This is a genomic window from Actinoplanes sp. NPDC051475, from assembly GCF_040689425.1.
Lineage (GTDB): Bacteria > Actinomycetota > Actinomycetes > Mycobacteriales > Micromonosporaceae > Actinoplanes.
On the sequence record NZ_JBFAZZ010000013.1, the window covers coordinates 113,408 to 138,956 of the forward strand.

A 25,549-nucleotide genomic window follows, 5' to 3' on the forward strand; every position below is an offset into this window, starting at 1 on the left:
CCCTCGGCGTATACTCTCAGCGTATAGTCGGCCGCATGACCGTGCCGCTGACCCTTCTGGGGCTCCTCGAACGCGAGCCCAGCCATGGCTACGACCTCAAGCGCGACTACGACGCCTACTTCGGACGCGGCAAGCCACTGTCGTTCGGGCAGGTCTACTCCACGCTCAGCCGGCTCGCCCGCGACGGCAAGGTCGTCATCAGCGAGGTCGGACCCGGCGAAGGCCCGGACCGCAAGCGCTACATCATCACCGACGCCGGCGCCACCGAAGTGGACACCTGGCTCACCGAGCCGGTCGAGCCCGAACCGCACCTGCAGACCACGCTGTTCGCCAAGGTCACGCTCGCGCTGATGCTGGGCCGCCCGGCCGAGGCGTACCTCGACACCCAGCGCGCCGCGCACCTGCGCCGGATGCGGGAGCTGACCGAGATCAAGCGCACCGGCGGGCTGGTCGACGCGCTGCTCGCCGACCACGGCCTGTTCCACCTCGAGGCCGACCTGCGGTGGATCGAGCTCACCGCGGCTCGCCTCGACGCCCTCGCCAAGGAGGTACGCCGATGAGCCTCATCGCCGCCCACGACGTCTCGCTGTCCTTCGGGCAGACCCCTGCCCTGCGGGGCGCGAGCCTGGCGGTCGACGCCGGGGAGATCCTCGCCATCATGGGCCCCAGCGGCTCCGGGAAGTCCACCCTGCTGCACTGCCTGGCCGGGATCCTCACCCCGGACGCCGGGGAGATCCACTTCGACGGCCGTCGCCTCGACACGCTTGGCGAGACCGCCCGCAGCGCGCTGCGGCGGGACACGTTCGGCTTCGTGTTCCAGTTCGGACAGTTGGTGCCCGAACTCACCGCCGAGGAGAACGTCGCGCTGCCCCTGCTGCTCAACGGCGTACGGCGGGCAAAGGCGGTGCGGGAGGCACGGGACTGGTTCCCCCGGCTCGGCCTCGACGGCCTCGAGCACCGGCGCTCCGGCGAGCTCTCCGGCGGCCAGGCGCAGCGGGTCGCGCTCGCCCGTGGCCTGGTCGGCCGCCCCCGGGTGCTGTTCGCCGACGAGCCGACCGGCGCCCTGGACTCGCTCACCGGCGAGCACGTCATGGACCTTCTCGTCGACGGGGCCCGCGAGCAGGGCACCACCGTCGTCCTGGTCACCCACGAGCCGCGGGTGGCCGCGTACGCCGACCGCGAGGTCGTGGTCCGCGACGGCCGGGTCCACTCGCTCGCCGCCGAAACGGCCGTATCGTGATCCGCTTCGGGCTGCGCCTCACGGTCGCGGGGGGCCGCGAGGCGGTGCTGCGGCTGGCGATCATCGCTGTCGCGGTGGCGTTCGGCGTCGGCATGCTGCTGACCGCCGTGGCCGGGATGTCCGGCGTCGAACGCCAGAACGACCGCTACGGCTGGGCGAACGCCGCCGTGCAGCCGGACGGCCAGGGCCCGCTCTGGTGGCAGCTGCGGGTGGACAGCTACGACAAGCGGGCCATCGGCCGGGTCGACCTCGCCGCTGCCGGGCCGGGAGCGCCCGTGCCGCCCGGCCTGCCGCGGCTGCCCGGGCCCGGCGAGTTCTACGTGTCGCCGGCCCTGCGCGACCTGCTGGCCACCGAGCCCGCGGACCAGCTCGGCGCCCGCTTCCCCGGCCACATCGCCGGCACGATCGGCCCGGCCGCCCTGCCCGCGCCGGACTCGCTGGTGGCCGTCGCCGGGTACGCCCCGGCGGAACTGTCGAAGCGCCCCGGAGCCGTCCGAGTCTCCCGAATTCCCGACGGCCCTCCGGCGAACTGTCCGGGCGGCTGCTGGGCCGGCATCCCGACCTCCGGACTCCAGCTCATCCTGGCCGTGGTGGCGGCCGCGCTCATCTTCCCGCTGCTGATCCTCGTCGGCTCGGCGACCCGGCTCAACGCCACCCGGCGCGAGCAGCGGTTCGCGGCCATGCGGCTGGTCGGCGCGACGCCCCGACAGGTGTCGACCGTCGCCGCGGTCGAATCCATGGTGTCCGCGCTGGCCGGAACCGTCGGCGGCTTCGGGCTGTTCTACGGATTCCGCGACATGCTGGCCGCCATCCCGTTCACCGGTGCGCCGATGTTCCCGTCGGACCTGTCACCGGGTGTCGCCGGGACCCTGGCCGTGGCGGTGGGCGTACCGGTGGCCGCTGCCCTGGTGGCGCGGTTCGCGCTGCGCCGCGTCCGGATCTCGCCCCTGGGGGTGAGCCGGCGGGTCACGCCGCGGCCGCCGCGGGCGTACCGTCTCATCCCGCTGGCGCTCGGAATCGCCGAGCTGGCGTATTTCATCGGCCGCAAACCGGACTCCACCAACGGCCAGGTCCTGGCGTTCCTGCCCGGCATCCTGATCGTCATGGCCGGCCTCGTCGTCGCGGGCCCCTGGCTCACCATGGCCGGCTCCCGGCTGCTGGCCCGCCGGGCCCGGCGACCGGAGTCGCTGATCGCCGCCCGCCGCCTCGCCGACGACCCCAAGGCCGGATTCCGCGCGGTCGGCGGCCTGGTGCTCGCCCTCTTTGTGACCAGCGTCGCCGTCGGTGTGATGACGACTCTCGCGGCGGACCATCACCAGCCCGGGGTGGGCTACAACGGCGAGCTGGGCCTGATCTTCCGGGAGCAACGGACGGCGCCCACCGGGCCGGTCGTCCCGGCCGGGCTCCCGGACCTGCCCGGGGTACGCGCGGTGGCCGTCGTCCGCGTCGCACCCGACGACCTGCCGCGGCCGCCGGGACGCGCGGACATGTTCTTCTTCCCGGACGGCCTCGCCGCCTGCGCGGACGTCGCCCGTACGACCGGGGCGCGGCAGTGCGAGCCCGGCGCGGAGGTCGCCTGGGTGTGGTCCGACCTGGTCGGACCGGACGAGTTCACCGGTCCCTGGCCGGCCGCGGACCTGCCCGCCGCCCGGCTCCGGGCACTGCCGGCGATGTCGCTGGTGGCGGAGACGGACGGTACGGCGGCCGCCGTCGAGCGGGCCCGCACGGTGATCACCGCCGCGTATCCGACTCGGTGGGGACCGATCACGCCGGCCGAGTGGGAGGCGGACGGGGCGAAGGTCTTCGACGGCTGGCAGCGCCTGGCCGACGTGGTGGTGCTGACCAGCCTCGCGATCGCCGGCCTCAGCCTCGCTGTCACCGTGGCCGGCGGCCTGGCCGAACGCAAACGGCCGTTCAGCATGCTGCGCCTCACGGGGATGTCCCTCGGCACCCTGCGGCGGGTGGTGGCGCTGGAGAGCCTGACGCCGCTGCTGACGGCGGCGCTGGTGTCCGCCGGTGCGGGGTTCCTCTGCGCGCATCTGTTCCTCGAGGCGCAGATGGACCTGTCGCTGAGGGCGCCGGGGGTGGGGTACTACGTGATCGTGGCGTTCGGGCTGGCGGTGTCGGTGGCGGTGATCCTCTCGATGCTGCCGCTGCTGCGCCGGGTCACGGGTCCGGAGGCGGCGCGCAACGACTGACGCGCGGGCTCGGGGCTCACCCGGCGGTGCGGTGCATGATGTGCCCGGTCACGGGCCTGCTGACCGCGCCGCCGGGGTCCCCGGCCGGCAGAGGCGGGTCTCCGGCCGACAGGGCCGGGTGCCCGCGCGGCTGGCAGGCGCGAGGGTGTGGGGTCAGGGGACGCGGGCGACCACGCCGTTGCAGGAGACGTCCTCGATGGAGGGGCGGGGTTTCGGGGCGCCTTCCGCGCGCCAGCGGGACACCGACACCAGGCCGGGCTCGAGGAAGTCGAGGCCGTGCAGCAGTTCGCCGAGACGCTCGCCGGTGCGGGGGACGAAGCGCCCGTCGCGGTTGTTCGCGCTCAGCTCGGCGATCGCCTCCGGGGTCTGGTATTCCCAGGTGGCGTGCGACGCGACGACGTAGCTGCCCGAGGGCAGGGCGCCCACGAGCTTGTCGATGATCCCCTGCCGGTCCTCGTCGTCGCGGATGAAGTGCAGGACCGCGACGAGCAGCAGCGCGACCGGCTGGGTGAGGTCCAGGGTGGCGTGCAGGTCGGGGTGGGCCAGGATGTCCTCGGGACTGCGCAGGTCGGCGTCGAGATACGCGATCGCGCCCTCGGGCCCGCTCGTGATCAGCGCCCGGGCGTGGGTGAGCACGATCGGGTCGTTGTCGACGTACACCGTGCGGGTGGTGGGCTGGAGCGACCGGGCGACGTCGTGGGTGTTGCCCGGGGCGGGTATGCCGGTGCCGATGTCGAGGAACTGCCGCACGCCCTGCCCGGCCAGGAACTCCACGGCCCGCCCGAGGAACATCCTGTTCTCCACGGCCATGAGCCGGATGGTCGGCATGGCGGCCTCGATGGCGTCCCCGGAGGCCCGGTCCGCGGCGAAGTGGTCCTTGCCGCCGAGCCAGTAGTTGTACCGCCGGGCCGGATGCGCGACCGTCGAGTCGAACCGGTCCGCACCGGATTCCGCATTACCGCCGCTCACGCTGCCTCCCACCGCCGGACGGGGAAACGTCCCGTACCGATCTTAATGACTGGATCGAACGAGATCACGCCGCCCGTTCGTGGACCAGCTCGAGGCCGTCCTCGTCGTCCCACTGTTCGCCCACCAGGGTGAAGCCGAAGCGGTGGGCGAGGGCGAGCGAAGCCGCGTTGTCCGGGCCGATGCTCAGCAGGACGGTCCGCACGGCCGGCTCGCGGGCCGCGCGGTCGAGCAGGACGCTCAGCGCAGCGGTGGCAAACCCCCGGCGGCGGAACGCCGGGTCGATCGCGTACCCGATCTCCACCAGGCCGGACGGCGACGGGCGGCCGTGGAAGCCGGCGCGCCCGACCGATCGCCGGCCGTCCTCGTCCCAAACGATGCCGGTGACCCAGTCCGCCTCCGCCAGGTCGGCCGAGGCCTGCAGATGGCGCCGGCGCCAGACCCCGGCATTCTCGGGACCGGCCAGGTACGCCGAGAGCGGCACCGGACTCAGCGCCTCCGCGGCCGCAAGGTCCTGCCGGGCGAGTGCCTCGAAGATCGGGGCGGACAGCTGCACGATCCGGACGCGGACGGGGGCGGCACCCGTCACGGCAGGAGCGCGCGGAGGATGACGACGGCGAGGAACACGACGATGAAGGCCAGGTCGATGCCGATGCCGGAGAAGCGCAGCGGGGGCAGCACCCGGCGCACGGGGGCGAGCAGCGGCTCGGTCGCCGCCCGGACACCGGCGGACAGGCGGGAGCGGACGGAGCCGGGCAGGCTCGGACCGGCGATCGCGACGGTCCAGTCGAGCACCGCCCGGGCGATCAGCAGCACCTCGACCAGCAGCAACAGCAGGCTCACGATGGCGAGCACGATACCCATGGGGCACCTCCAGAGAGCCGGTGGGGTGGCTCCACTATGCGGGCTTTGTTGTGAAATCGCTGAGTCCCTGATGAGAAGGGGGTGGACGGCAGCTGATCGCCGCCGCCCAGCCCGGGGACCAGGCGGTCACCGGCCCAAGTGGTAGCGGCCTTATGGCGCCGACCCTAATTGGCCGTGTCCACCAGGCGACCGCCGCGCTGGGCGGGCGCCGGGCCGCTGGGGCTGCGCGGCTGGGGCTCAGGCGGCTGTGGCTGAGGTGGCTGGGGCTGGGGCGGCTGGGGCTGAGGTGGCTGGGGCTGAGGTGGCTGGGGCTGAGGTGGCTCGGGCCCGGGTGGCTGGAGCCCTGCGGCTGGGGGCGCGGCGGCTGCGGCGGACGACCCGTTCGGCGACCGCGAGGTTGATGACCCAGCCGGCGAGCATCAGGAACGAGCGGGTGAACGGGCTCGGCGTGCCGAGGAACAGGAGCCAGGGCACGTGGGTGAGGAACTGGGTGCCGGCGCCGAGGCCGATCGCGTAGCCGCGGATCATCCACGCCTCGTGGCCCCGGAAGTCCCGGCGGCGGACCGCCGCGAGGCCGAGCAGGATCGACGCGAGCATCCCCGTTCCGAAGATCACTCGGTAGACGTTGGTGGCCGTGTTGTCGGCGGCCGGCAGGTCGTACGCGAAGGTCATCCAGAGGCCGGAGGCCGCCGTGACCAGGCCGCAGAGCACCAGTACGCGGCCGGCGAGGCGGTGCCATCGGGGCCACCGGCGGCGCACCGCCGCGGAGAACTGGAACGCGCCGACGATGCAGAAGGGCACTGCGCCCAGGATGTGCAGGATCACCGGCAGGGGCAGGTCGAAGAACCGCTGGTTGGCCTCGGTCACCTCGGCCCCGGCGGCCAGCTGGGTGAGGCGCGCGGCGCCTGCCACCGACGGGACGAGGGAAAGCGCGACGAGTCCGGTGGGCACGAGCCAGGTTCGGGAAGCCATGGATCGATCGTCGCGGGGGAGCGGGGTGCGGCTCATCGGTGCAGAGGCCGGAGCTTTCTCGTACCGGGGACTGAGGCGCGAGCCGTACTTATGGCCGGGTCACGCGGCGGTGCTCGTACGCCCACATCGCGATCTCCACCCTGTTCCGGGCGCCGAGCTTGGCCATGAGGCTGGCGACGTGGGTCTTCACCGTGCTGAGGCTGATGTGCAGTTCGCCGGCGATCTCGCTGTTGGTACGCCCGACCGCCACCGTCCGCAGCACCTCCTCCTCCCGGTCGGTCAGCGGGTCGACCGGCTGCCGTTGCGCCCCGGCGGGCCCGGCCGCGGCGAAGGTCCGCAGCAGGCGCGCGGTGATGCTCGGCGCGATCAGCGCGTCACCGGCTGCGGCGGCGTGCACGGCCTCGGCCAGCATCGCGGCGCCCGCCTCCTTGAGCAGGAAGCCACGGGCCCCGGCGCGCAGCGCTGCGTACACGAGTTCGTCGAGGTCGAAGGTGGTGATGACGACGACCGCGAGGGGATCGGCGACGCCTGGGCCGGCGAGCAGGCGGGTCGCCTCGATGCCGTCGACGCCGGGCATGCGGATGTCGAGGAGGCACACGTCGGGGCGCAGCTCCCGGGCCAGCTCCACGGCGCGCTGACCGTTGGCCGCCTCGCCGACCACGGTGATGTCCGGATGGGCGTTGAGCAGGATCGTCAGCCCCGTGCGGACGATCTCCTGGTCGTCGGCGACCAGCACCCGGATGCTCATCCGGCCGCCCCGGCGAGTCCTGACGCGCCAGCGACTCCGGACGCGCCAGCGACTCCGGACGCGCCAGCGACTCCGGACGCGCCAGCGACTCCGGATGCCCCAGCGACTCGGGACGCCCCGGCGAGCCCTGACGCCCCAGCGACTGCGGATGCCCCGGCGGCGCCTGACGCCCCGGCCAGTGGCAGGGTCGCGGTGACCGTCCAGCCCCGGTCGGGCCCGGGACCCGCCGCGCAGGTACCGCCGAGCAGGCCGGCCCGCTCGACCATGCCGGTGATGCCGAACCCGCCGCCGCCGAACCCGCTGCCGGCCGAGCCGCCGCCGGCCGGGCGTCCGTGCCCGCCGTCGCCGTCGTCGCTGACCCGGAGGCGGACCTCCTCGTCGCCCGCGTCGACCCGGACCTCGATGCGGCTCGCGTGGCGGGCGTGCCGCCGGGCGTTGGTGACCGACTCCTGGGCCAGCCTGTAGACCGCGGCGCCGACCGAGGGCGGCACCCCGCTCACGTCGCCGGTGATCCGCACGTCCACTTCTGGACCCCCGCGCGCCCGCCCGGCGAAGGTCGTCACGTCGCCCATGCCCGGGCTGGGCGCCAGGTCGAGGGGCTCGCCGCGGCGCAGGACGCGGACCATCGCGCGCATCTCGGCGAGCGCCTGCGCCGCCTCGGTCTCGATGAGGCGCAGGGCGTCGGTCGCGGCGGCGGGGTCGTTCGGGGAGGTGGCCAGGCCGGCCTGGGCCCGGATGGCCATCGCGGAGACGTGGTGGGCGACGGTGTCGTGCAGGTCGCGGGCGAGCCGTTCCCGTTCCAGGAGCTTCACCTGGTCGAGCTCCCGGGCGCGGGCCCGGGCGCGGTTGCGGAAGGCGAGGCCCAGCGCGGTGACCGAGGACATGACGATCAGGCCGGTGAGGGCGTCGTCCAGCACCAGCTGACTGATCGCCACGGCGATGAGGATCTTGGACGCGATGACCGCCGCGCCGAGCACGATCTCCCGGCCCGAGCCCCATCTGACCAGCGCGTACGGCAGGACCAGCAGGTAGGCCATCGTGTAGAGCTCGGGGCTGACCCCGCCGGTGACCAGCGGGAGCAGGGCCGTGGTCCCGAACGCTACGGCGACCGCCGCCAGGGGCCGCTCCCGGCGCCACAGCAGCGCCGGTAGCAGCGCGACGAGCAGCGCCGCGCCGGCGATCCGCGCGGGCAGGGCCGGCCGGAGCACGGCCTCGAGCGGGATCAGGACCGCGAGGGCGGCGGCCAGCAGCCAGTCGCGCCACATCCGCGCCGGGGCCGCGGCGGGGCGCGGTTCGTCCCAGACAGAGCGGAGTAGTGATCGCACGCTCTGATGGTAGGAGCCGGCAGGCACTAGTGATAGGTGAGCTCGCCCGCAGGGATCGGCTCGGTGAGGGTGTTCTCGGGTGGGGCCAGCGGGCAGAGCCAGGCGTCGTCGTACGCGCAGCTCGGGTTGTAGAGGTAGTTGAAGTCGAGCCGGACCCGGCCGGAGCCGAGCATCTCGACGCCGCGCCCGTGGGTGCCCTTGACCGTGTCCGTCAGGTAGCGTCCGCCGCCGTACGTCTCCTTGCCGCTGGTCGCGTCGCGGACCGGGAGGAACAGCCCACCGCCGTACGCCGCGAGCCACCACAGCGACAGCGGGCCCCACGGTGTGTCCAGGATCCCCACCCGGTCGTAGTGGCAGATACCGTCCTCGCCGCCCGTGTCGATGTCGATGGCACCGGGGGCCTCGCGCAGCTCCGCCTCGGTGACGTACTCGTCGGCGGGCGGGTAGTACCTCAGTCCGCGGAACGGCTCGCCGCGAGGGATCGCCGACTGCGGGTGGGTGGCGAAGAGGGCGTCGCGGCGGGTGCGGAAGTCGGTGAGGTCGGCCGCGGTCAGGTAGAGCCGGGCGACCGCGGCCCGGTAGTCGGCCAGTTCGAGTGCCTGCACGGCTTCCACCGTAGCCCCAGACCCTTGAGTGGATCTTAGAACTCCGCCTACCCTCGAAGGGCCATCGTATTGAAACGTTTAAATGCATAACTGGAGGTTCGCATGGCAAGAACCGCCCCGGCCAGAGCCGCAGCAGCCGTCCTGGCCGCCATCATCGCGCTCCCGCTGTCCGCCGCCCCCGCCGCTGCCCGGCCGATTGAAATGCGCATTGAAACGCTGACCGGCGCGCACTGGATCTGGTTTCCCGAGGGCGACCCCGCCACGGGCGCCCCCGCCGCCACCCGCTACCTGCAGCGCGCCTTCACCGCCCCGGCCGGGCCGTACACCGAGACCGAACTCCTCCTCACCGGCGACGACACCGTCGACGTCTGGCTCAACGGCACCTGGCTCGCCGGTTCCCCGCGCGCCGCCGACTCCTGGAAGCGGGCGCAGTCCGTCGATCTCGCCGCCGCTCTCCAGCCCGGTGCCAACACGCTCATCGTCGCCGCGCGCAACACCGGGGGCCCGGCCGGCGTCGTCGGGCGCCTGCGCGTCGCCTCGGCGCAGGGGGTCATCGACCTCGGCACCGACGGCGCCTGGCAGGCCGCGGACGCCGTGCCGCAGCGCTGGGTGCCCGCGAAGGACCTCGGCGCGTACGGCACCGGGCCCTGGCGCTCGGACGTCACGGTGCCCGCCGCGGACGCCGCGTCGCCCGTCACCGTCGGCGGGCTCACCACCGAGCGGCGTACGGACCCGGTGGGGATCGACGCGGCGAAGCCGCGCTTCGGCTGGCGGCTCAGCACCGCCGCGAAGGGCCAGGTCCAGGGCCGCTACCAGGTCATCGTCGGCACGAGCCCGGGCGCGGCCGACGTCTGGGACAGCGGCCGGGTCGCCTCGCGGCAGTCCGTCGACATCGCGTACGGCGGACCCACGCTGACCGCCGATCGCACCTACCACTGGCGCGTACGGATCTGGGACGCGCAGGGCCGCCCCAGCCCGTGGAGCGAGTCCGCCCGCTTCGACACCGCGCTCGCCGGATGGCAGGCCGGCTTCATCGGGGCGCCGGGCACCGCGACCCTCGCCGGCGCCTCCTGGATCTGGTACCCCGAGGGCGATCCGGCGGCCGGCGTCCCGGAGGGTACGCGCTACTTCCGGCGTACGGTCGACGTCGCCGCCCCGGGGCGTACCACCCTGGTCGTGACCGGCGACGACACCGCCGACGTCTGGGTCAACGGCGCCCGGGTCAGCGCGTCCCGGCGGGTCGCCGACTCGTGGAAGCGGGCCACCACAGTGGACGTGACCGCGCAGGTACGGGCGGGCGCGAACACGATCGCGATCGCCGCCACCAACACCTCCGCCGGCCCGGCCGGGGTGATCGCCCAGCTCCAGGGCGCGGCGACGAGCGGCACCGACGCGGCGTGGAAGGCGTCGCAGACCGCCCCGGACGGCTGGCAACAACCCGGCTTCGACGACGGTGCCTGGCCGGCCGCGCGGGTCGCCGCCGCGTACGGCTCCGGCCCGTGGGGTGACCAGGTCGTCGTGCCCAATCCGGCACCGCGGCTCGCCAAGACCTTCAGCGTCGCCAAGCCCGTCGCCCGCGCCCGGCTCTTCGCCACCGCCCTGGGCCTGCACGAGACGTACCTCAACGGCGCGAAGGTGAGCGAGGAACGGCTCGCCCCCGGCTGGACCGACTACACCAAGCGCTTGCAATACCGCGCCTATGACGTGACCGCCGCCCTCCGGCAGGGTGACAACACGCTGTCCGCGCTCCTGGGCAACGGGTGGTACTCCGGCAGCCTCGGATTCGCCGGGAGCCGGCGTTACGGCAGCTCGCCGTGGTACTCGGCGGACCTCGTCATCGAGTACGCGGACGGGACGCGGAGCGGTGTGCGTACCGATGGATCCTGGTCGGCGACCGCGAGCCCGATCGTCTCCGACGACCTGTACCACGGCGAGGACCAGGATGCCCGCATCGCGGGCGGTCCCGCGCAGCCGGTGACCGTGCGCAGCGGGCCGGCGCCGCGGATGGTGGCCCAGGTCGACCCGGGCGTGACCGTGCAGCAGGAACTCCGGCCGGTGCGGCTCACCCAGCCGAAACCCGGCGTGTGGATCGCCGACCTCGGCCAGAACTTCGCGGGCTGGAACCGCCTGCGCGTCCAGGGGCCGGCCGGCACCACGGTGACGCTGCGGCACGGCGAGATCCTGAACGCGGACGGGACCCTCTACACGGCCAACCTCCGGGCGGCCCAGGCCACCGACACGTTCACCCTGGCCGGCGGCGGGATCGAGACGTTCGAGCCGCACTTCACCGTGCACGGCTACCGCTACGTGGAGCTGACCGGCTTCCCGGGCACCCCGGCCGCCGAGAGCCTCACCGGGCTGGCGGCGTGGACCGCCGGCGCCGAGACCGGCACGTTCACCACCTCGGACCCGCTGGTGAACCAGCTCCAGCACAACATCCTGTGGGGTGCCCGCTCCAACATGCTGTCCATCCCGACCGACTGCCCGCAGCGCGACGAGCGGCTCGGGTGGACCGGCGACATCGCGGCGTTCGGGGCCACGTCGACGTTCAACTTCGACACCCACGGCCTGCTGGCGAAGTTCGCCGACGACCTGGCCGACGCCCAGCACGCCGACGGCGCCTTCACCGACGTAGCGCCGGATGTGCTCGGCGGGGCGGGCAAGGCCGGCTGGGGCGACGCGGGCGTCATCGTGCCGTACGTGGTCTGGCAGCGCTTCGGCGATCTGTCCGTCGTGGACCAGCACTTCGACGCGATGGCCCGCTGGGTGGACTACCTCAGGGCGACCGCCGGCCCCGACCTCATCCGCAACCAGGACACCTACGGCGACTGGCTCAACGTCAATGACAACACCGCCAACGATCTGACGAGTACGGCGTTCTTCGGCTGGTCGGCACGCCTGGTGTCACGGATGGCGGCGGCGACCGGGCGTACCCAGCAGGCGGCCACGTACGGCGACCTCGCCGACCGGATCGCCGCGGCGTTCACCGGCCGCTTCGTCGGCGCCGACGGCACGGTCCGCGGCAACAGCCAGACCGGCTATGTGCTCGCGCTCGCCTTCGGCCTGGTGCCGCAGGATCGTACGCAGGCGGTGGCGGACAAGCTCGCCGCGAAGGTGGCCTCCCGCGACGGTCACCTGTCGGTCGGCTTCATGGGCGTCGAGAACCTGCTGCCGGTCCTCGCCGAGCACGGGCATCTCGCGACCGCGTACCAGATCCTGCAGCAACCGGACTATCCCGGCTGGGGCTACATGAGCTCCCGGGACGCGACCACGATCTGGGAGCGCTGGGACGGCATCCGGCCGGACGGCTCGCTGCAGGACCCGGGCATGAACTCCTTCAACCACTACGGTCTCGGGTCGGTCGGCGACTGGCTCTACCGCACGGTCGGCGGCATCGCCCCCGGTTCGCCGGGATACCAGACGTTGCTGATCGCACCCAAGCCCGGCGGTTCGCTCACGGCCGCGACCACGTCCCTTGATTCCGGGTACGGCCAGACGCGCACCCAGTGGACGCGAAACGGCGGAAAGCTGACCCTGACCGTCGTCGTGCCACCGAACACCACGGCGACGATCGAGGTCCCGGCGCCGTCCGCGGCCGCTGTCACCGCCCCGGCGGAGGCTGTGCCACAGGGCTTCACCGGCGGCGCCGCCGCGTACGCGCTCGGCTCGGGCTCGTACACCTTCACCGTGGCCTGATCACCGCCGGTGACCAGCCGCAATCGTCCTGGCAGGAGGGACGGTATGAGCCCCACGCCGATAACTCGTTCGGTCGGACTGCGCATGCGACATTGTGCAAAGCGCCCGGAAGGAGAAACCTGGAGAGGTTCGCGATGTGGCTCCAGCGCCGGGAGGGGTACAGACCCTGCATGACCGTCCGTGACGAACGGCCAAGGTTGGCGGAACGCAATCGGGACATCACCGTCCGCAATGGGCGCCCGGTGCCCGTCGCACCCCCGTCGGGCGCCGATGACCTGCCGCGATACCTCCGTGCCCTACGCCGGCTGTCGAACGCCGACGACCTGGCGGTCGCGTATGCCGGCTGCTCGCTCGCCGTCGAGGTGGCCGGGCGGGAGGGTACGGCGGCGGGGCTCGTCATGGCGTACTCGGAACGCAGCTCCGCGGCCCGCCGCCTGGGCGACCTGCCCGCCGCGCGCCGCGACGCGGAGGCCGCGGCCGAACTGCTGGAGGTCTCCGGCGCCGATCCCGAGGGCGCCACGGCGGCGCTGCTCACGTCCCGGCGGATCGCGGTCCGCCTCGACCTGGGCGACGCCGAGTCGGCGGATGCCCTGCTCGCCGCCGGGCCCTTCGGCGGCGACCTGCCCGACGACACGGAGTTCCTGCTCCTGCGCTATGTCCGCGGCCGGTTGCACACCGAGGCCGGCCGCCCCGGTGAGGGCCTCGCGGACATGTACCAATGCGGCGAACGGGTGGCGGCGCGCCGCTCCGACCACCCGGGCGTGCTGCCCTGGCGCTCGGCCGCGGCCCTCGTCCTCACCGGGCTCGGCGCCGCGGAGGCGGCCGAACGGCTCGTCGCCGAGGAGGTGTCGCTGACCCGCCGGCACGGGCTGGCGTCGGCCCTCGGGCGCGCGCTGCGGATCCAGGGCCAGGTGCGGCCCGGGCCGGCGGGAATGAGCTCGGCCGAGGAAGCGGTACGTGTGCTGCAGGGCACGCCCCGCCGCTTCGAACGAGCGGCGGCGCTGGTCGACCTCGGGGGCCTGCTCAACCTGGCCCGCCGCCGCCCGCAGGCGCGCCGGGTGCTGCGGGACGGGCTGGAACTGGCGGAGGCCTGCGGATCGCCGGCGTTGGTGGCGCGAGCGCGGAGCTATTACGCCGGGCGGTCGCCCGGCCGGTGACGCCTCGTCAGGCGGCCAGGGGTTCGCGAGGTGCCCACTGGGTGTGCTCGGCGAAGGTGCGGTAGCGGTGCAGGGCGACGAACAGCCAGCCCAGGCTCAGGATCGCCAGGACGACGAAGGGGATCACGCCCCCGAACGTGTCCCAGGCCGTGTGCATGGCGACGGCGCCGATGAACGTACCGATGAAGGCAAGCAGCTTCTTCACGGTCGGGGTGGCGACCAACGCCCAGAGCGCGCCGCAGGTGAGACCGGTCCACGCGGTGTGGCCGGCTGGAGCGGTCAGCCCGCGGACGAACAGCGTCTCCTGCACGGCGTTGATGTTGCCCTTCGACGCCAGGAGGGCGCTGAACCCGTACCCCATGGTCTCGAGCGCGGCGAACCCCATCCCGGACGCGACCCCGATGACCAGCCCGTCCGACGGGAGCCGCCGCCCTCGGCGCGCGAGCAGCGCGAAGAGCAGCACCACCGGAATGATCATCTTCGCCGCCTCCTCGATGACCGCGACGAAGAGCATGGGCAGCGCCCCCAGCCCCCGGAGAGCGTCGTACTCGAGCGTGCCGGCGACCACGACCCCGATCACGCCGCCGAAGAACGCGGCGATGACCAGTGCGGACGACGGGACCTGCCATCGTCCGGTCCGGGCCTGGGCGAAGGTCAGGAAGGCCAGGGGTACGACGGTCGCCCCGAGCAGGAGCAGGGACGGCACGAAGTTCGGGTTCTGGGTCCGTACCAGCGTCCTGAGGACGACGACGTAGAGCGCGAGCCCGATGACGAGGACGCCCAGCCAGGCCGAGCGGCGGGAGAGATCTCGCATGCCCGGAGTCTTTCGCAAGCCCTGGCTTTGCGCTACCCGGCCTCACCAATCATTGCAGCCGGCGCCCGGGCCTTGCTGACGTGCTCCGCTCGATGTGCCTGCACAACGTGTGGTCCGGGCGTGCGACCATCCATGCCGTGGGATCGAACCCGACCGCCTCCCCGGGGTGGCGCTGATGCCGCCCGACGCGGAGCTGGCCCGCCTGCTCGACGACCTGCGGCCCGCGGAGATGGCGTTACGGGACTGGGTGCGTACCCGGTTGAACGCGTCGATCGTGCGGGAGATCGCCCACCTGGACTACGGCATGCGGGTCGAGGAGCACCGGCAGGGGATCGAGGCGATTCTGGTGGCCCGCCGACTGCCGGAGGAGCTGGGGTTCGTCCCGGGTGAGGTCCTCGACCTGGCGAGCTTCGAGGTGCCCGCCGACCCGGAACGCCAACCGGGTTCGAAGGGATGGCGTGACCATGTCGCGCGGCTCTTCTCCTGCCTCGTCCTCGTCCACGCGAAGGAGACGATCGTGCCCGCCGGAACTCTGGCGGGACTGGTCGAGTCTGCGCTGGAACTCGGCCCGGAGGCGACGGACCAGGCGATGCACTACCTGGCATGGTGCCGCCTGCACGAACCGGGCGCCTGGCGCCACGATCCCGAGGCACTGCCGTTCCTGACGCTCGGGTTGCTGCTGCTGTACGTCATGGCACCGGGCCGAGAAGACCCGGCCGTCGCGGCCGCATTGGCCCGGACGTTCGTGGCCGAGGTGACGCAGCTCCCCGGGCAGTGGTGGCCGGACCAGCCGCCGACGGCGCTGCTCAAGGCGACGGCCGGTGCCGAGGGCTGGCGGATCTGGCGGGCGTTGATCCACCGCTGCCTGACCGACGATCCGGCCGGCCGCGGCGGTCCGGACGACCGGCAGGCGTCCGTAGCGACGCTGCGCACCTGGGCCGGCGGGTGAGCGCCAGCTCGAGCCTCCTGGTAGTTCAGCGGCTGATCCGGCGCCTCCCTACCGGGTCGACCTTCCACCGTGATGGAGACGACGCCCCCGCGGCGATCAGCTTCGGGCCGCCCGTGCCGTCCGCCGGAACGGACCAGACCCCGCCGTCGCGACCGTAGGCGACGGTGGTGTCGTCCAGCCACTCGATCTGGTCGTCGAACGGCCTGGTGTCCGCGAGCCGGGTGACCTTCCCGGTCGCCAGGTCGAGCACCGCCGGATACCACTTGCCGTCGATCTTCACCTTGTACGCGATCCGCGTCTCGTCCGGCGACAGCGACGGACACTCCACGTCCGGCGCCACCGAATCGGCGCGCCAATGGTCGGTGTCGCCCCGGATCAGCCAGGTCTTGCCGCCGAAACCGACGGTCGCGTAGAAGAAGTTGTCGTCGACGAACGTGATGCCCCAATAGTTGAGGTCGGGTGCCGTGAATCGCTTGCCCTCTATGTAAAGAGCGATCGTCTCCATCGTCGTCACGAGGTAGCCGGTCTCGATCGTGTAGAACGACGTCCGGGTGCTGAAGTTCCCGCTCGCGTACGTGTCGCCCACGGTGAACCGGGTCCACGCCACGACCCGCCCGGAAGGCGACACCCGGGCCCGGCTCGGCACCCCGGGGAACCGGATCTCCTTGAGCTGCCGTCCCTTGTCGTCGTACAGCGTCATCAAGGTCTGCGGCCCCGCCAAACCTGGCACACCCTGGATGCAGATCATCGTTCTGGCGGCCTGGTAGGTCCGGTCACAGGCCGGCCCACCCGCGTCCCGGACGCCGCCCCTGATCGACGCCACCCGCCCGGTCGCGGAGTCCCGCACGAGGAGATCTCCGCCTGGCCGCCAGCGGCCAACCGCCGGGGCCGCCGGGCCGGTGGCAGGGCGCGTCATCACCGCGTAAATCGTGGCCACGAGGACGAGCATCAGGGTTCCGCCGATGGCGACCAACCGCCGGGTACGGGGCTTCACGCGGCCACCTGCCGCAGCAGCGCCATCGACCCGCCGAGCGCCGCCACCAGGCCTACCGCGGCCACGAGCACAGCCGTGCCGGGTCCCCATACCGTCCAGGCGGCACCGAAGCCGATGCCGCCGACCAGCCGGGCCACCGCCTGCGCGGTCTGCACCATCGCGAACCCGGTCGTCGCCGACTCGACCGGCAGGGACGGAGCCAGCAGGGCCATCAGCACCCCATCCGTCGCCGCGTAGAACGTGCCGTGCAGGGCCAGCACGATCACGGCGAGAACAACGCCGGTGGCTGGGCCGAGCAGTACCGCGTACACAAAAAGCAGTGCGACGTGACCTGCGATGAAGAGCGTCCGGCGGCCGAACCGGTCGGCGAGCCGGCCGAACGGCACCGCGAGCACCAGGAACCCGGCGGCGGTGCCGACCGGCAGCAGCGGGAACAACGTGGGGGACAGGTTCATCCGCTGCTGGAGCAGCAGGTAGACGAAGGCGTCGCCGATGGTGACCGCGCCGAGCAGTGCCGTGGCCGCGCACGCCCGGCGGACCGGCGGCGTCCAGGCCCACGGCACCCTGGCCTTCGGGATCGCCGGCATCGGCGGCGGCACGTCCCGGACGAAGAGCACCAGCAGCAGTACGGCGACCATCGCGATGCAGAAGCTGGCGACGAAGACCGTGTCGTACCGGCTTCCGGTGGTCGCCAGCAGCCCGACGGCGACCAGCGGCCCGCCCAGCGCGCCCACCGTGTCCATCGCCCGGTGCACGCCGAACGACCGGCCCAGCATCCCGGGCGAACTGCTGGCGGCGATCAGCGCATCGCGCGGCGCCGTCCGGATGCCCTTGCCGGACCGGTCGACGGCGAGCACCCCGCCGAGCATCGGTACGGAGGCACCGGCGGCGGGCAGCAGCAGCTTGCAGACGCCGGAGAGGGCGTAGCCGATTCCGGCGACGAGCTTGCGCCTGCGGGTACGGTCCGCGGCCCGGCCGGCCGCGATCCGGACGATCGCCGTCACGCCCCCGTAGAGGCCGTCCAGGAAACCGAACTGGAGCGGGCTGAGACCGAGGCCCAGCACGAGATACAGCGGCAGGACGGCGGTGACCATCTCGGAGGAGATGTCGGTGACGAGGCTGACCACCCCGAGCGCCAGGATGTTCGCGGCGACCCGGCCGCGACCACGAGGCGCCCGGAGGCGGTCAGTCGTGTTCTGGTGCGCCAGGTACATCAGTGGCAGGTGTACGTCGGGCTGCTGTCCAGCGGGGTCTGGCTCGTGCCGGTCGGCAGGAAGTCCCACTTGAAGGTGGTCGCCCCGAAGTGCAGCTTGACCACGCCGAGCTTGCCGTACACGGTCTTCTGGCTGTTCGGCGCCTTGGCGTCACCCGGGTCGTAGAAGGGCGCGCCACCGGCACCGTTCACCAGCTCGACGATGCCGCCGGCGGTCGCCCTGCCGTTGGGATCCTGCGGCCCGAGCCGCTCGTACGAGTGGTCGTGACCGTTCAGGAAGAGGTCGGCCCTGGCCGCATAGAGCGCGTCCCAGTACGGCTTCATCCCGCTGTTGTTGCCGTGGTCACCGGAGGAGAACCGGGGGTGGTGGGCGAAGGCCGCGATGCACGGCTTCGTGGTGGATGCCAGGTCCCTCTTCAGCCACTCCAGCTGCTTCTTCGAGTCGACGTCGCTGCCTTCCTCCTCGATGAAGTTCGAGTCGATCGCGATGAAGTGCCAGTTCTCCCTGTCGAAGCTGTACCAGGTCGTACCACCCGGCCCGGTGCCGTTGCTGCCGAAGTACCTTTTGAAGCCGTCGTAACCGTCATCGTCGTACAGGTCGTGGTTGCCGACGACGGCCTTCGTCCTGGATTTCAGCCGGCCCCAGGTCTTGTCGTAGTAGGTGTTGTAGAGCGTGAGGTTCGAGTCGTCGTACTGCGCGTCTCCCATGACCAGGACGAGGTCCGGGCTCTCGGCGATGGCCCGGTCCGACGTCAGCTTGTGCGCACAATTGGTGGCCGTCGGCGTCTTGCACTTGTCCAGAACGGCCTGTTCGGCCGAGTCGTCGGACTCCTTGTTCGGGTCGACGGCCAGGTCACCGACCGCGATCGCAGTGAACGGCTTGGCGCCGCCGCCAGGGGGCGGGCTGGTCGGCGTCGGGCTCGGAGACGGAGATGTGGCGGTGCTCCCGTACACCTCGAACTCGAACATCGAATAGCCGTAATCGGTGGCGCGCTCCTGCGCCAAGATCCGCACGTAGCGACCGGTGGCCGACAGCGCCGAGGTACTGTCGACGCCGCCGTCGCTGGCGCTGGTGGACCACACGCGGGTCCAGCTCTGGGAGTCGTCGGAGACCTCAAACCGGTACGCCTTCGCATACGCGGCCTCCCAGACGACCCGGACCTTGCTGATGTCGGCGGTCTCACCGAGGTCGACGGCGATCCACTGCTCGCCGGCGCCTTCCTTACTGGCCCACCGGGTGGAGCTGTTGCCGTCGACGGCCTTACTGGCCTCGAATCCGGCACCTTCGGTGGAGGACGCTGTCGCGGGGCGCCCCGCGGTGAGCAGGGTCTCAGCCGCTTCAGCGGAATGAGCCAGCACCACACCGCCGGCCACGGCGAGCGCGGCCACGGCACCAGCGCCGATGAATGATTTCCAGCGAGCAACCACGTCGCCTCCTGGTCAGAGAATCCAGTTCGCTAGCGAGCAGGAGGCAGAAGCTCACACTGGCGGGGACCCGGCCTCCAAGCCACCCTGCGGGTGACGGCACCCGTCTCCACTGCCCAGAAGGAGCGGGCATGGCAGACGCGAGACGGCCGGGTCAGAACGAATTCACTGAGCGCGTCACACCCGAGAGCCGGATGCCGCGCCGAGCCGTGCCGTGATTCAACCCAAGTTCATAGGCACCTGTCAATGAGGGAACTGTCGTGGGGGGTTCACCTGTGAAGATGACCTGGTGCCGGACTTCAACTACGACGCCGTCGGCGGGACGCAGCCGGAAGAGGCAAGCTGGCCGGCACACCCCGTTGGCTATCGGTGCTTCGAGCGAACCGTGTGCCTCGGCCAGGGCGCCGAGCGATGGGAGACGGTGGCCGCCGCCGTTCTGCGCTGGCAGGTCAAGACCCGTAGCGGCTTCCACGTCCACCCCATCGACGGCGCCATCGAGGCACGCCGTGATGCCGACTACGAGCTGACGGCGAGGTTCGGACCGGTGACCGTTCGCGAACCGGTACGAGTGGTAACCGTCGTCGACCGACCGGCCCGGCGCGGCTTCTCGTACGGGACGCTCCACGGTCATCCCGTCAGCGGGGAGGAAGCCTTCATCGCGAGCCGCTCCTCCGACGGGAGGGTGTGGCTCACGATCAGATCGCTGACCAGGCCGTCGGGAGGCGCATGGCGATGGGCGTTTCCGGTGCTCCTCATCGCCCAGCGGTATTACCGCAGCCGCTATCTCCAGGCGTTGACCCGTACGGGTTGACGAGCCGACCGGCTGGTTCGGAGAGTGGGCGGCCGCCACCGGCTGGGCCGTGGTGCTCGCCGAACTGGCCGTGCACTCTCTCTCGCATGGCGTTCACGATGAGCCTTGAGGCGCCTGGCCTGGTGGCTAAGCGCCACCGTCGAGGGGTTGAGCACGGCCGCGCGAGGCGAACGCTGAAGATCATGTGGTGGCATGCTGTGTGCCATGACGGGAACGGACCAGTCTGCCAGCGATGCCGCCCGATTGGACCCTGCACCCCGGTGGGTCGCACCGGTGTTCGCCGTGCTCGGTGCGGCTGCCGTCCCGTGGACCGCCTACCTCGCGATGTCACTTCCAGAGCAGGCACGTACCCACAACTACCGGACGGCTTGGGTGGGCTTCGACATGATGCTCATCGTGCTGTTGCTACTCACCGCGTACGCCGCCTGGCGTGGCCGGCCGATCGTCGGGATCCTCGCCGCAGCCACCGCCACCATGCTCGTCCTGGACGCCTGGTTCGACGTGACCACGTCACGCCGCATCGATGTACCCACAGCGGTCCTGTCAGCCCTGCTCGTCGAGTTACCCCTTGCCATCGTGTGCGGCTGGATCGCCCTGCACGTCGAGCAGGTCGTCGAACGTCGACTCCGCCAGCTCGCCAGGCGCGCCGCACGGGCACCGCGAGCACACCGTCGGCCCGGGCTCCCGTTGCGGTCCCACGATTCTTCGGACTGAACGCCGTGGGGTGACCGACGGCGTGATGACAAACGAATGGCCGAGAGTCATCGGCATCTGGACGAACGACCGCGAATCTGCGCTGGCCTGGGGCGACGAACTCGCCAAGACGTGCGCCCACACACTGCCAAAGCTGTCCGTACCCCGAAATTATCCACCGCGTACCGGCGTCGGAACAGCACGACGGCCCTCCGACAGGAGGGCCGCTGTGTGCTCAGCCGGGCCAGGGGATCTCAGCCACACCGACCCAGACGGTTACTGAAGCCAGACTCACAGCCTTACCTCAAGCCCAGCGCAAGCCCACCTCACAATCCCGTTTTTTCGTGCTCGCCGGAAGTGTCGGGTGATCGACCGGCGTCGTAGCGGCCCTGCTCGTACCCGGACCAACCGGCAACCGGTCCCGGCCAGCCCGCCCGCCCGGGGCGATCCTCGAAACCGTCCATCACTCAACGTAAGTTGGCAGCGGATGGCCTCTACCGTGTGCATTGTCATGCCGAGATGAGGCCGTCTCGGCCCGACCTGGAGAACGGGGGCCGCCGATCTCCGGGGAAGTGGTTAGGCTGCCGCGGTGATGAATCGGGGGCGTATTCGTGGAGTGATGTTCGATGCCGGCGGTGTCCTGACACGGCCGATCGGTGGGCGATGGAATCCTCGGTACGACTTCGAGGACATCGTCATGTCGCACCATCCTCAGGTACGGCAGGGCCTGTTCCCACGAGCTATCGAAGCCGGGCAGGATTTCCTGGACGCTGCTACGGCAACAGCGAACCGGACCGACTATCACCGGACGGTGCTGGCGACACTCGGTGTCGAGCGCCCATCGGAACAACTGCTGCGACAGTTGGAGGCTCCGGCCGCCGGACCGGTCATCGAGCTCTATCCCGATGTTCGCCGCGTGCTCAGTCAGCTTCAGCTTCGAGGCATCCGCATGTCGGTCGTCTCCGACAACTGGGTCGGTCTGGAGGCCACGTTCGCCGACCTGGACATCCAGAACTACTTCGAGGGCTTCGCGATCTCTGAAGCGCTGGGCTGCCGCAAGCCCGACCCCCGGATGTACGCCGAGGGAAGCCGCCTGCTCGGGCTCGAGCCGCACGAGTGCCTGTTCATTGATGACGACCCGCAGTTGGTCGACGCAGCCCAGGAACTCGGATACCAGGGCATCACGCTCGACCGTGAGGCACAGCGCACGACCACGAGCGTCATCGTGTCTTTGGACGACCTCCTGCCCATCATCGAAGCCTGGCGAACCACCGGCACAAGTGGCTGAGCAGGCCACAGCGAATCTCAGGCACCTGGCCAACCTATGGCTCAGCCAGAGCCTCTATGTCTTGATCCAATGCACTGTTCTGCCGCGGACAACGTGAGGCTCGGGTCGGTCGATGCGCGGCCTGAAGGCCAGGAGGCGCGGCCGCGTAGCGGTAGTGTCCCCAGCGTGGGCCTTGATGTTGAGCTTTTCACGTTCGAGCAGGAGGGCACGAGCCCACGGCGACGCCGATCTGTCGAGCTGGCAGTGATCGGTGACACGCGTTTCCGGTTCGCGCAGGCTGTCGAACGTGCGCAGCACTGCGGGTCGACGCCGATGCTTGACCGTATCGACCCGTATGGAGTTCTGGAACTCTCCTCGGACGAGATGCCGCAGTTCCTGAGCGAGTTGAACCAGATGCTTGCCGCGGCTGTCGACGACCGGGATCGTCAGGTCCTCGAGGCGGTACGCAGTCTTGCGGAACGGTGCCGGGATGACCGGCATCTGTCCCGGCGGTTGGTCGGTGACTGAGCCTGTCCGGCGGCCGACCTTTCCAGATCACGCGCACTCAACTGCCGCGAGGCGCTCGCTACGTAGCGTTATGTAACCGGGGGGCCCCGGCGGGCCTCGGCGCGGGTTCGCTGCTCCTGCGTTCGCTCGAACGCTTGTTACCGGCGAGGAATGAAGCATTCAGAGTGCACCCAGTCGGGCATGCTTGGATTGTTGGTCATGGCCAACCCTTTGCAGCGCCGCGCCGGTCACCCCGGGTCGCGCATCTTGAGCGTCGCCACGTACCGCCCACGGACCGAGGTGGGCAACGAGACGGTCGCCGCCCTGATCGACTCGAGCGACGAATGGATCCGCCGCCGCTGCGGCATCGAGTCGCGCCGGCGCGCCGCACCCGACGAGGACCTGGTCACGATGGCCGCGGCGGCGGCCTCCAAGGCCCTGGCCGGCGCCGGCGTCGATCCGCGCGACGTCTCGGCCGTGCTGGTGGCGACGATGTCCCACCGCGGCCGCGCGACCACCGCGGCACCCCTGGTGGCCGACGCGCTGGGCGCCTCCGCGGCCGCCGCGATGGATCTAGGAGCGGCGTGCGCCGGATTCCCGTACGCCCTTGCGACCGCCGACGCGCTCGTTTGCAGCGGCGCGGCCGGCTACGTGGTCCTGGTCGGCGCCGAGCGCATGACCGACATCATCGACGAGCGCGACCGCGGCACGGCGTTCCTTTTCGGCGACGGCGCGGGTGCGGTGGTCGTCGGTCCGGCGCAGACGTGCGGCATCGGCCCGGTGGTGTGGGGCGCCGACGGTTCCCGAAGCGAGCTGCTGCGCTACGACGAGGCGGGGATCCTGCGTATGGCCGGCCCTGAGGTCTTCCGCTGGGCGACCGCCGTCATTCCCGACCTGGCCAGGCGTGCGCTGGATGCGGCCGGCATCTCCGCTGCCGACCTTGCGGCCTTCATCCCCCACCAGGCCAACCTGCGCATCACCTCGGTCGCCGCCAAGGCCCTGGGACTCGGCCCGCACGTCCGGGTGGCCACCGACATCACCACCAACGGCAACACCGGCGCGGCCTCCATTCCCCAGGCAATGGCAGCCCTGCCCGACACGACGGGTCCCGCGCTGCTCGTGGGCTTCGGCGCCGGCCTCTCGTACGCGGCTCAGGTCGTCACATTGCCCTGAGCTGCTCGGGACGTCGCGCTGTCCCGACTTTCCCGCCGATATGGGTGCGTCGCAGACACAACAGAGGCCGGGTGCGGGAAGACGAGCCCTCCAGCGTGAATCAAGTGACGGATGCTTCGCGAGCAAGCGACTGGAGATAGTTGTTTCGCCGCAGTTCCGGTTGCTCCCAGACAACAATCTGAGGGCGTCGGCCAAGGCCACGTCCACAAGCTGTTCAAACACCTCGACCGGGCACGAACCGTTGATCCAACCTCCATCGACTCCGCCCCGGATACGCAACCACACCAACCCGCGCTGTCTTGAGAACCACCACTGGTCACCCCGGTCTGACAAATCGATCTCGGCAGTTCCCTGCCGCCGCATGATCGCCTTCGCGGCTTGCAACATCAGGACGAAGTCCAGAATGCTCACGGGTAGGGAAGTCATGCTCTGGCTGAAATCGACCCCGCCGAGCTTGAAGATGACTCTGACCCGGAAATTGGTCCATATGAACGCCGATTGCGGCAGGTCTTCGATCGGAGTCGGATGAGAGAGGGCGTCCGCGGGAACCCCAGTCCCGCCTCCATGACGGGTCTTGCCGGTCCAGGCTGAACGTGACGAATGTATCCGCCGGCATCGTTGCTGCTTCCCTCGCTCGATCCGCTCTGGATGAACGATAGGAGCCAGCCAGGTCCCGCGTCCGTAGTTCTGGCTAACTGTCCTCGACCACTTGGCTCGACTCTGCCCTTACTGCCGCCTATCCGCCCTGATCCAGTCGAGTCCTACTGAGACAAGGGAGTGAAGGCCTGCTCGAAATCGGGTGGTATGAATTGCGAGCCGCCGCTCAGCCACCAGGTGTCGGAGCTGCGATAGAGCACGGTGTATGTCCGCGGGCCGTCCCGGAACGCTATCTGCCGGCCGTGGGTGCGTTCACCGTTGCGAGTCCAAGTGAACTCCCACATGACTGCGGGCTTGCCGCGATACGTCCAGCGCCGGCTCGTCTTCAGCTTCTTGTACTGGTCCTCGGCGTGCTCCTTGGCGAACAGCTTCTCGTCCTGGGTCAGCCGTACCCATGGGTCCACGCTTTCGTAGCTGTGCACTTCGAAGTTTGCCTCGATCATCGTGTCGTTCGACTCGACGAACGTGGTGGGGCCCACGGTGTACGCCTTGTAGACCGTAGGCACGCCGACGGCATACCCGCCGACCGGGTTCCGGGCGGATGAGTAGTTGTCCGGCAGGTCCTGGCCGGGCGCGTCGGCGTCCTCGGTAGTGACCTCGAGCACGCCCTGGCGCCCGACATGTCCCGCGCCCAGCCCCTGGGAGGGTAGATCCGCGGCGGACGGAGCCAGCTCCTCCGAGGTGGTTCCGTTCCCGGAGTCGGCCCTGGAACCGTCGCTGGCCTTCGGCTGACTTGCCGAGGTGTCGGCGTGCTCTCCTATCGCCGTGTCGGCCTGGTCGTCCGCCGTCCGGGTCGCCGCCGGTTCCTGGCTCTGCCGACCCGCCGCCGCGCCACCGTTCCGGCCCGGCGACGCGGAATCGCCCCGCAACAGGAGGAAAGCCACCGCTGCGAGCCCGGCCACGAGGAGTCCGACCAACCCCACGAGAACCCCCGCCAAGCGCCACGGTTGATGCTGTCTCAATGTCCCACCCTTCATCGCGACCGCAGTCCGATCAAGATCGCTGATGAACCCGGCCGACCCACTTCGCATGACGCCTGCATCTCGGCCCGGGCGCGTGCTACATGCTCGGCCAGAGTCTCTGCCGCTCCCGTTTCGCGAGGTCACCGCGCCGCCCGTCGCCTCACCCACCCCGGCGCCGATTCGCCGGACGCTGTGGCCGAGTCAGAATCGTGCAGGATCGCTCCGGCCTTCGCGTCCGTGTAAGCACGTAGATCTCGATTTACGTACGGACGCCGCCCAGGGATCTCGGTGGGCTCCGCCTCCAGCGCCACCA

At 71.1% G+C, this 25,549-nt stretch carries 23 protein-coding genes; 11 read left to right on the plus strand and 12 right to left on the minus strand.

The genetic code is table 11. The annotated features are described in order from the left end of the window. Positions 1–35 precede the first annotated feature (35 nt). Genes AB0368_RS25785 through AB0368_RS25795 form a run of 3 tightly spaced genes read left to right on the plus strand, consistent with a single transcriptional unit; the run spans position 36 to position 3,438 of the window. A complete protein-coding gene (locus AB0368_RS25785; protein WP_366156526.1) occupies positions 36–560 on the plus strand; it encodes a PadR family transcriptional regulator in 525 nt (174 codons plus the stop codon). Further along, on the plus strand, positions 557–1,240 hold the full coding sequence (locus AB0368_RS25790) for an ABC transporter ATP-binding protein (protein WP_366156527.1): 684 nt from the start codon (positions 557–559) through the stop codon (positions 1,238–1,240). The genes AB0368_RS25785 and AB0368_RS25790 overlap by 4 nt, the downstream gene beginning before the upstream one ends. Further along, complete coding sequence (locus tag AB0368_RS25795; protein WP_366156528.1) at positions 1,237–3,438, plus strand: FtsX-like permease family protein; 2,202 nt, start codon at positions 1,237–1,239, stop codon at positions 3,436–3,438. The genes AB0368_RS25790 and AB0368_RS25795 overlap by 4 nt, the downstream gene beginning before the upstream one ends. Positions 3,439–3,591: 153 nt before the next feature. Here the strand turns inward: AB0368_RS25795 and AB0368_RS25800 are convergent, their stop codons facing one another. The 7 genes from AB0368_RS25800 to AB0368_RS25830 all read right to left on the minus strand — a co-directional run bounded on the left by AB0368_RS25800 (position 3,592) and on the right by AB0368_RS25830 (position 8,918). Then, positions 3,592–4,407 (minus strand): SAM-dependent methyltransferase, encoded by an 816-nt coding sequence (locus AB0368_RS25800; protein WP_366156529.1) that lies wholly within the window; start codon positions 4,405–4,407, stop codon positions 3,592–3,594. Positions 4,408–4,471: 64 nt separating this feature from the next. Further along, positions 4,472–4,993 carry a GNAT family N-acetyltransferase gene (locus tag AB0368_RS25805; protein WP_366156530.1) on the minus strand — a complete coding sequence of 174 codons (522 nt, stop codon included), beginning with the start codon at positions 4,991–4,993 and terminating at the stop codon, positions 4,472–4,474. Further along, positions 4,990–5,268, minus strand: coding sequence for a YggT family protein (locus AB0368_RS25810; RefSeq protein WP_366156531.1), 279 nt, complete (start codon positions 5,266–5,268; stop codon positions 4,990–4,992). The genes AB0368_RS25805 and AB0368_RS25810 overlap by 4 nt, the downstream gene beginning before the upstream one ends. A gap of 237 nt (positions 5,269–5,505) precedes the next feature. Then, positions 5,506–6,240, minus strand: coding sequence for a DUF2306 domain-containing protein (locus AB0368_RS25815; protein WP_366156532.1), 735 nt, complete (start codon positions 6,238–6,240; stop codon positions 5,506–5,508). An 88-nt stretch (positions 6,241–6,328) separates the two neighbouring features. Then, positions 6,329–6,988, minus strand: coding sequence for a response regulator transcription factor (locus tag AB0368_RS25820; protein ID WP_366156533.1), 660 nt, complete (start codon positions 6,986–6,988; stop codon positions 6,329–6,331). Next, positions 6,985–8,313: a histidine kinase gene (locus tag AB0368_RS25825; protein WP_366156534.1), complete on the minus strand. Its 1,329-nt coding sequence runs from the start codon at positions 8,311–8,313 to the stop codon at positions 6,985–6,987. The genes AB0368_RS25820 and AB0368_RS25825 overlap by 4 nt, the downstream gene beginning before the upstream one ends. 26 nt (positions 8,314–8,339) lie before the next feature. Beyond that, positions 8,340–8,918 carry a DUF1684 domain-containing protein gene (locus AB0368_RS25830; protein WP_366156535.1) on the minus strand — a complete coding sequence of 193 codons (579 nt, stop codon included), beginning with the start codon at positions 8,916–8,918 and terminating at the stop codon, positions 8,340–8,342. 102 nt (positions 8,919–9,020) lie between these two features. Here AB0368_RS25830 and AB0368_RS25835 point away from each other — a divergent pair, with 102 nt between their 5' ends. Both AB0368_RS25835 and AB0368_RS25840 read left to right on the plus strand, forming a co-directional pair. Then, positions 9,021–12,614, plus strand: a complete 3,594-nt coding sequence (locus AB0368_RS25835; protein ID WP_366156536.1) for a family 78 glycoside hydrolase catalytic domain — start codon at positions 9,021–9,023, stop codon at positions 12,612–12,614. A 170-nt stretch (positions 12,615–12,784) separates the two neighbouring features. Beyond that, on the plus strand, positions 12,785–13,771 hold the full coding sequence (locus AB0368_RS25840) for a hypothetical protein (RefSeq protein WP_366156537.1): 987 nt from the start codon (positions 12,785–12,787) through the stop codon (positions 13,769–13,771). Between the two features lie 7 nt (positions 13,772–13,778). Here the strand turns inward: AB0368_RS25840 and AB0368_RS25845 are convergent, their stop codons facing one another. Continuing rightward, positions 13,779–14,585 carry a PrsW family glutamic-type intramembrane protease gene (locus tag AB0368_RS25845; protein ID WP_366156538.1) on the minus strand — a complete coding sequence of 269 codons (807 nt, stop codon included), beginning with the start codon at positions 14,583–14,585 and terminating at the stop codon, positions 13,779–13,781. A 175-nt stretch (positions 14,586–14,760) separates the two neighbouring features. Here AB0368_RS25845 and AB0368_RS25850 point away from each other — a divergent pair, with 175 nt between their 5' ends. After that, entirely contained in the window at positions 14,761–15,534 is a 774-nt protein-coding gene (locus AB0368_RS25850; protein WP_366156539.1) for a hypothetical protein, read from the plus strand. A gap of 25 nt (positions 15,535–15,559) precedes the next feature. Here AB0368_RS25850 and AB0368_RS25855 read toward each other — a convergent pair whose 3' ends face one another. From AB0368_RS25855 to AB0368_RS25865, 3 genes are read right to left on the minus strand one after another with little or no spacing between them, the layout of a single operon-like run. Further along, complete coding sequence (locus AB0368_RS25855; RefSeq protein ID WP_366156540.1) at positions 15,560–16,528, minus strand: hypothetical protein; 969 nt, start codon at positions 16,526–16,528, stop codon at positions 15,560–15,562. After that, positions 16,525–17,742 carry an MFS transporter gene (locus AB0368_RS25860; RefSeq protein WP_366156541.1) on the minus strand — a complete coding sequence of 406 codons (1,218 nt, stop codon included), beginning with the start codon at positions 17,740–17,742 and terminating at the stop codon, positions 16,525–16,527. Before AB0368_RS25860 ends, AB0368_RS25855 begins: the two co-directional genes overlap by 4 nt. Further along, positions 17,742–19,169 carry a discoidin domain-containing protein gene (locus AB0368_RS25865; protein ID WP_366156542.1) on the minus strand — a complete coding sequence of 476 codons (1,428 nt, stop codon included), beginning with the start codon at positions 19,167–19,169 and terminating at the stop codon, positions 17,742–17,744. The genes AB0368_RS25860 and AB0368_RS25865 overlap by 1 nt, the downstream gene beginning before the upstream one ends. Before the next feature lie 286 nt (positions 19,170–19,455). On the opposite strand from AB0368_RS25865, the gene AB0368_RS25870 reads away from it, so the two are divergent. The 5 genes from AB0368_RS25870 (at position 19,456) to AB0368_RS25890 (ending at position 23,617) form a co-directional block, all read left to right on the plus strand. Further along, positions 19,456–19,977 (plus strand): DUF1990 domain-containing protein, encoded by a 522-nt coding sequence (locus AB0368_RS25870; protein ID WP_366156543.1) that lies wholly within the window; start codon positions 19,456–19,458, stop codon positions 19,975–19,977. Between the two features lie 204 nt (positions 19,978–20,181). Continuing rightward, positions 20,182–20,691, plus strand: a complete 510-nt coding sequence (locus AB0368_RS25875; protein WP_366156545.1) for a hypothetical protein — start codon at positions 20,182–20,184, stop codon at positions 20,689–20,691. Positions 20,692–21,289: 598 nt separating this feature from the next. Next, positions 21,290–21,958 (plus strand): HAD-IA family hydrolase, encoded by a 669-nt coding sequence (locus AB0368_RS25880; RefSeq protein ID WP_366156546.1) that lies wholly within the window; start codon positions 21,290–21,292, stop codon positions 21,956–21,958. Positions 21,959–22,123: 165 nt separating this feature from the next. Further along, entirely contained in the window at positions 22,124–22,465 is a 342-nt protein-coding gene (locus AB0368_RS25885; RefSeq protein ID WP_366156547.1) for a hypothetical protein, read from the plus strand. 198 nt (positions 22,466–22,663) lie between these two features. Beyond that, a complete protein-coding gene (locus tag AB0368_RS25890; RefSeq protein WP_366156548.1) occupies positions 22,664–23,617 on the plus strand; it encodes a beta-ketoacyl-ACP synthase 3 in 954 nt (317 codons plus the stop codon). A 761-nt stretch (positions 23,618–24,378) separates the two neighbouring features. Here AB0368_RS25890 and AB0368_RS25895 read toward each other — a convergent pair. After that, positions 24,379–25,197, minus strand: coding sequence for a hypothetical protein (locus AB0368_RS25895; RefSeq protein ID WP_366156549.1), 819 nt, complete (start codon positions 25,195–25,197; stop codon positions 24,379–24,381). Positions 25,198–25,549 lie beyond the last annotated feature (352 nt).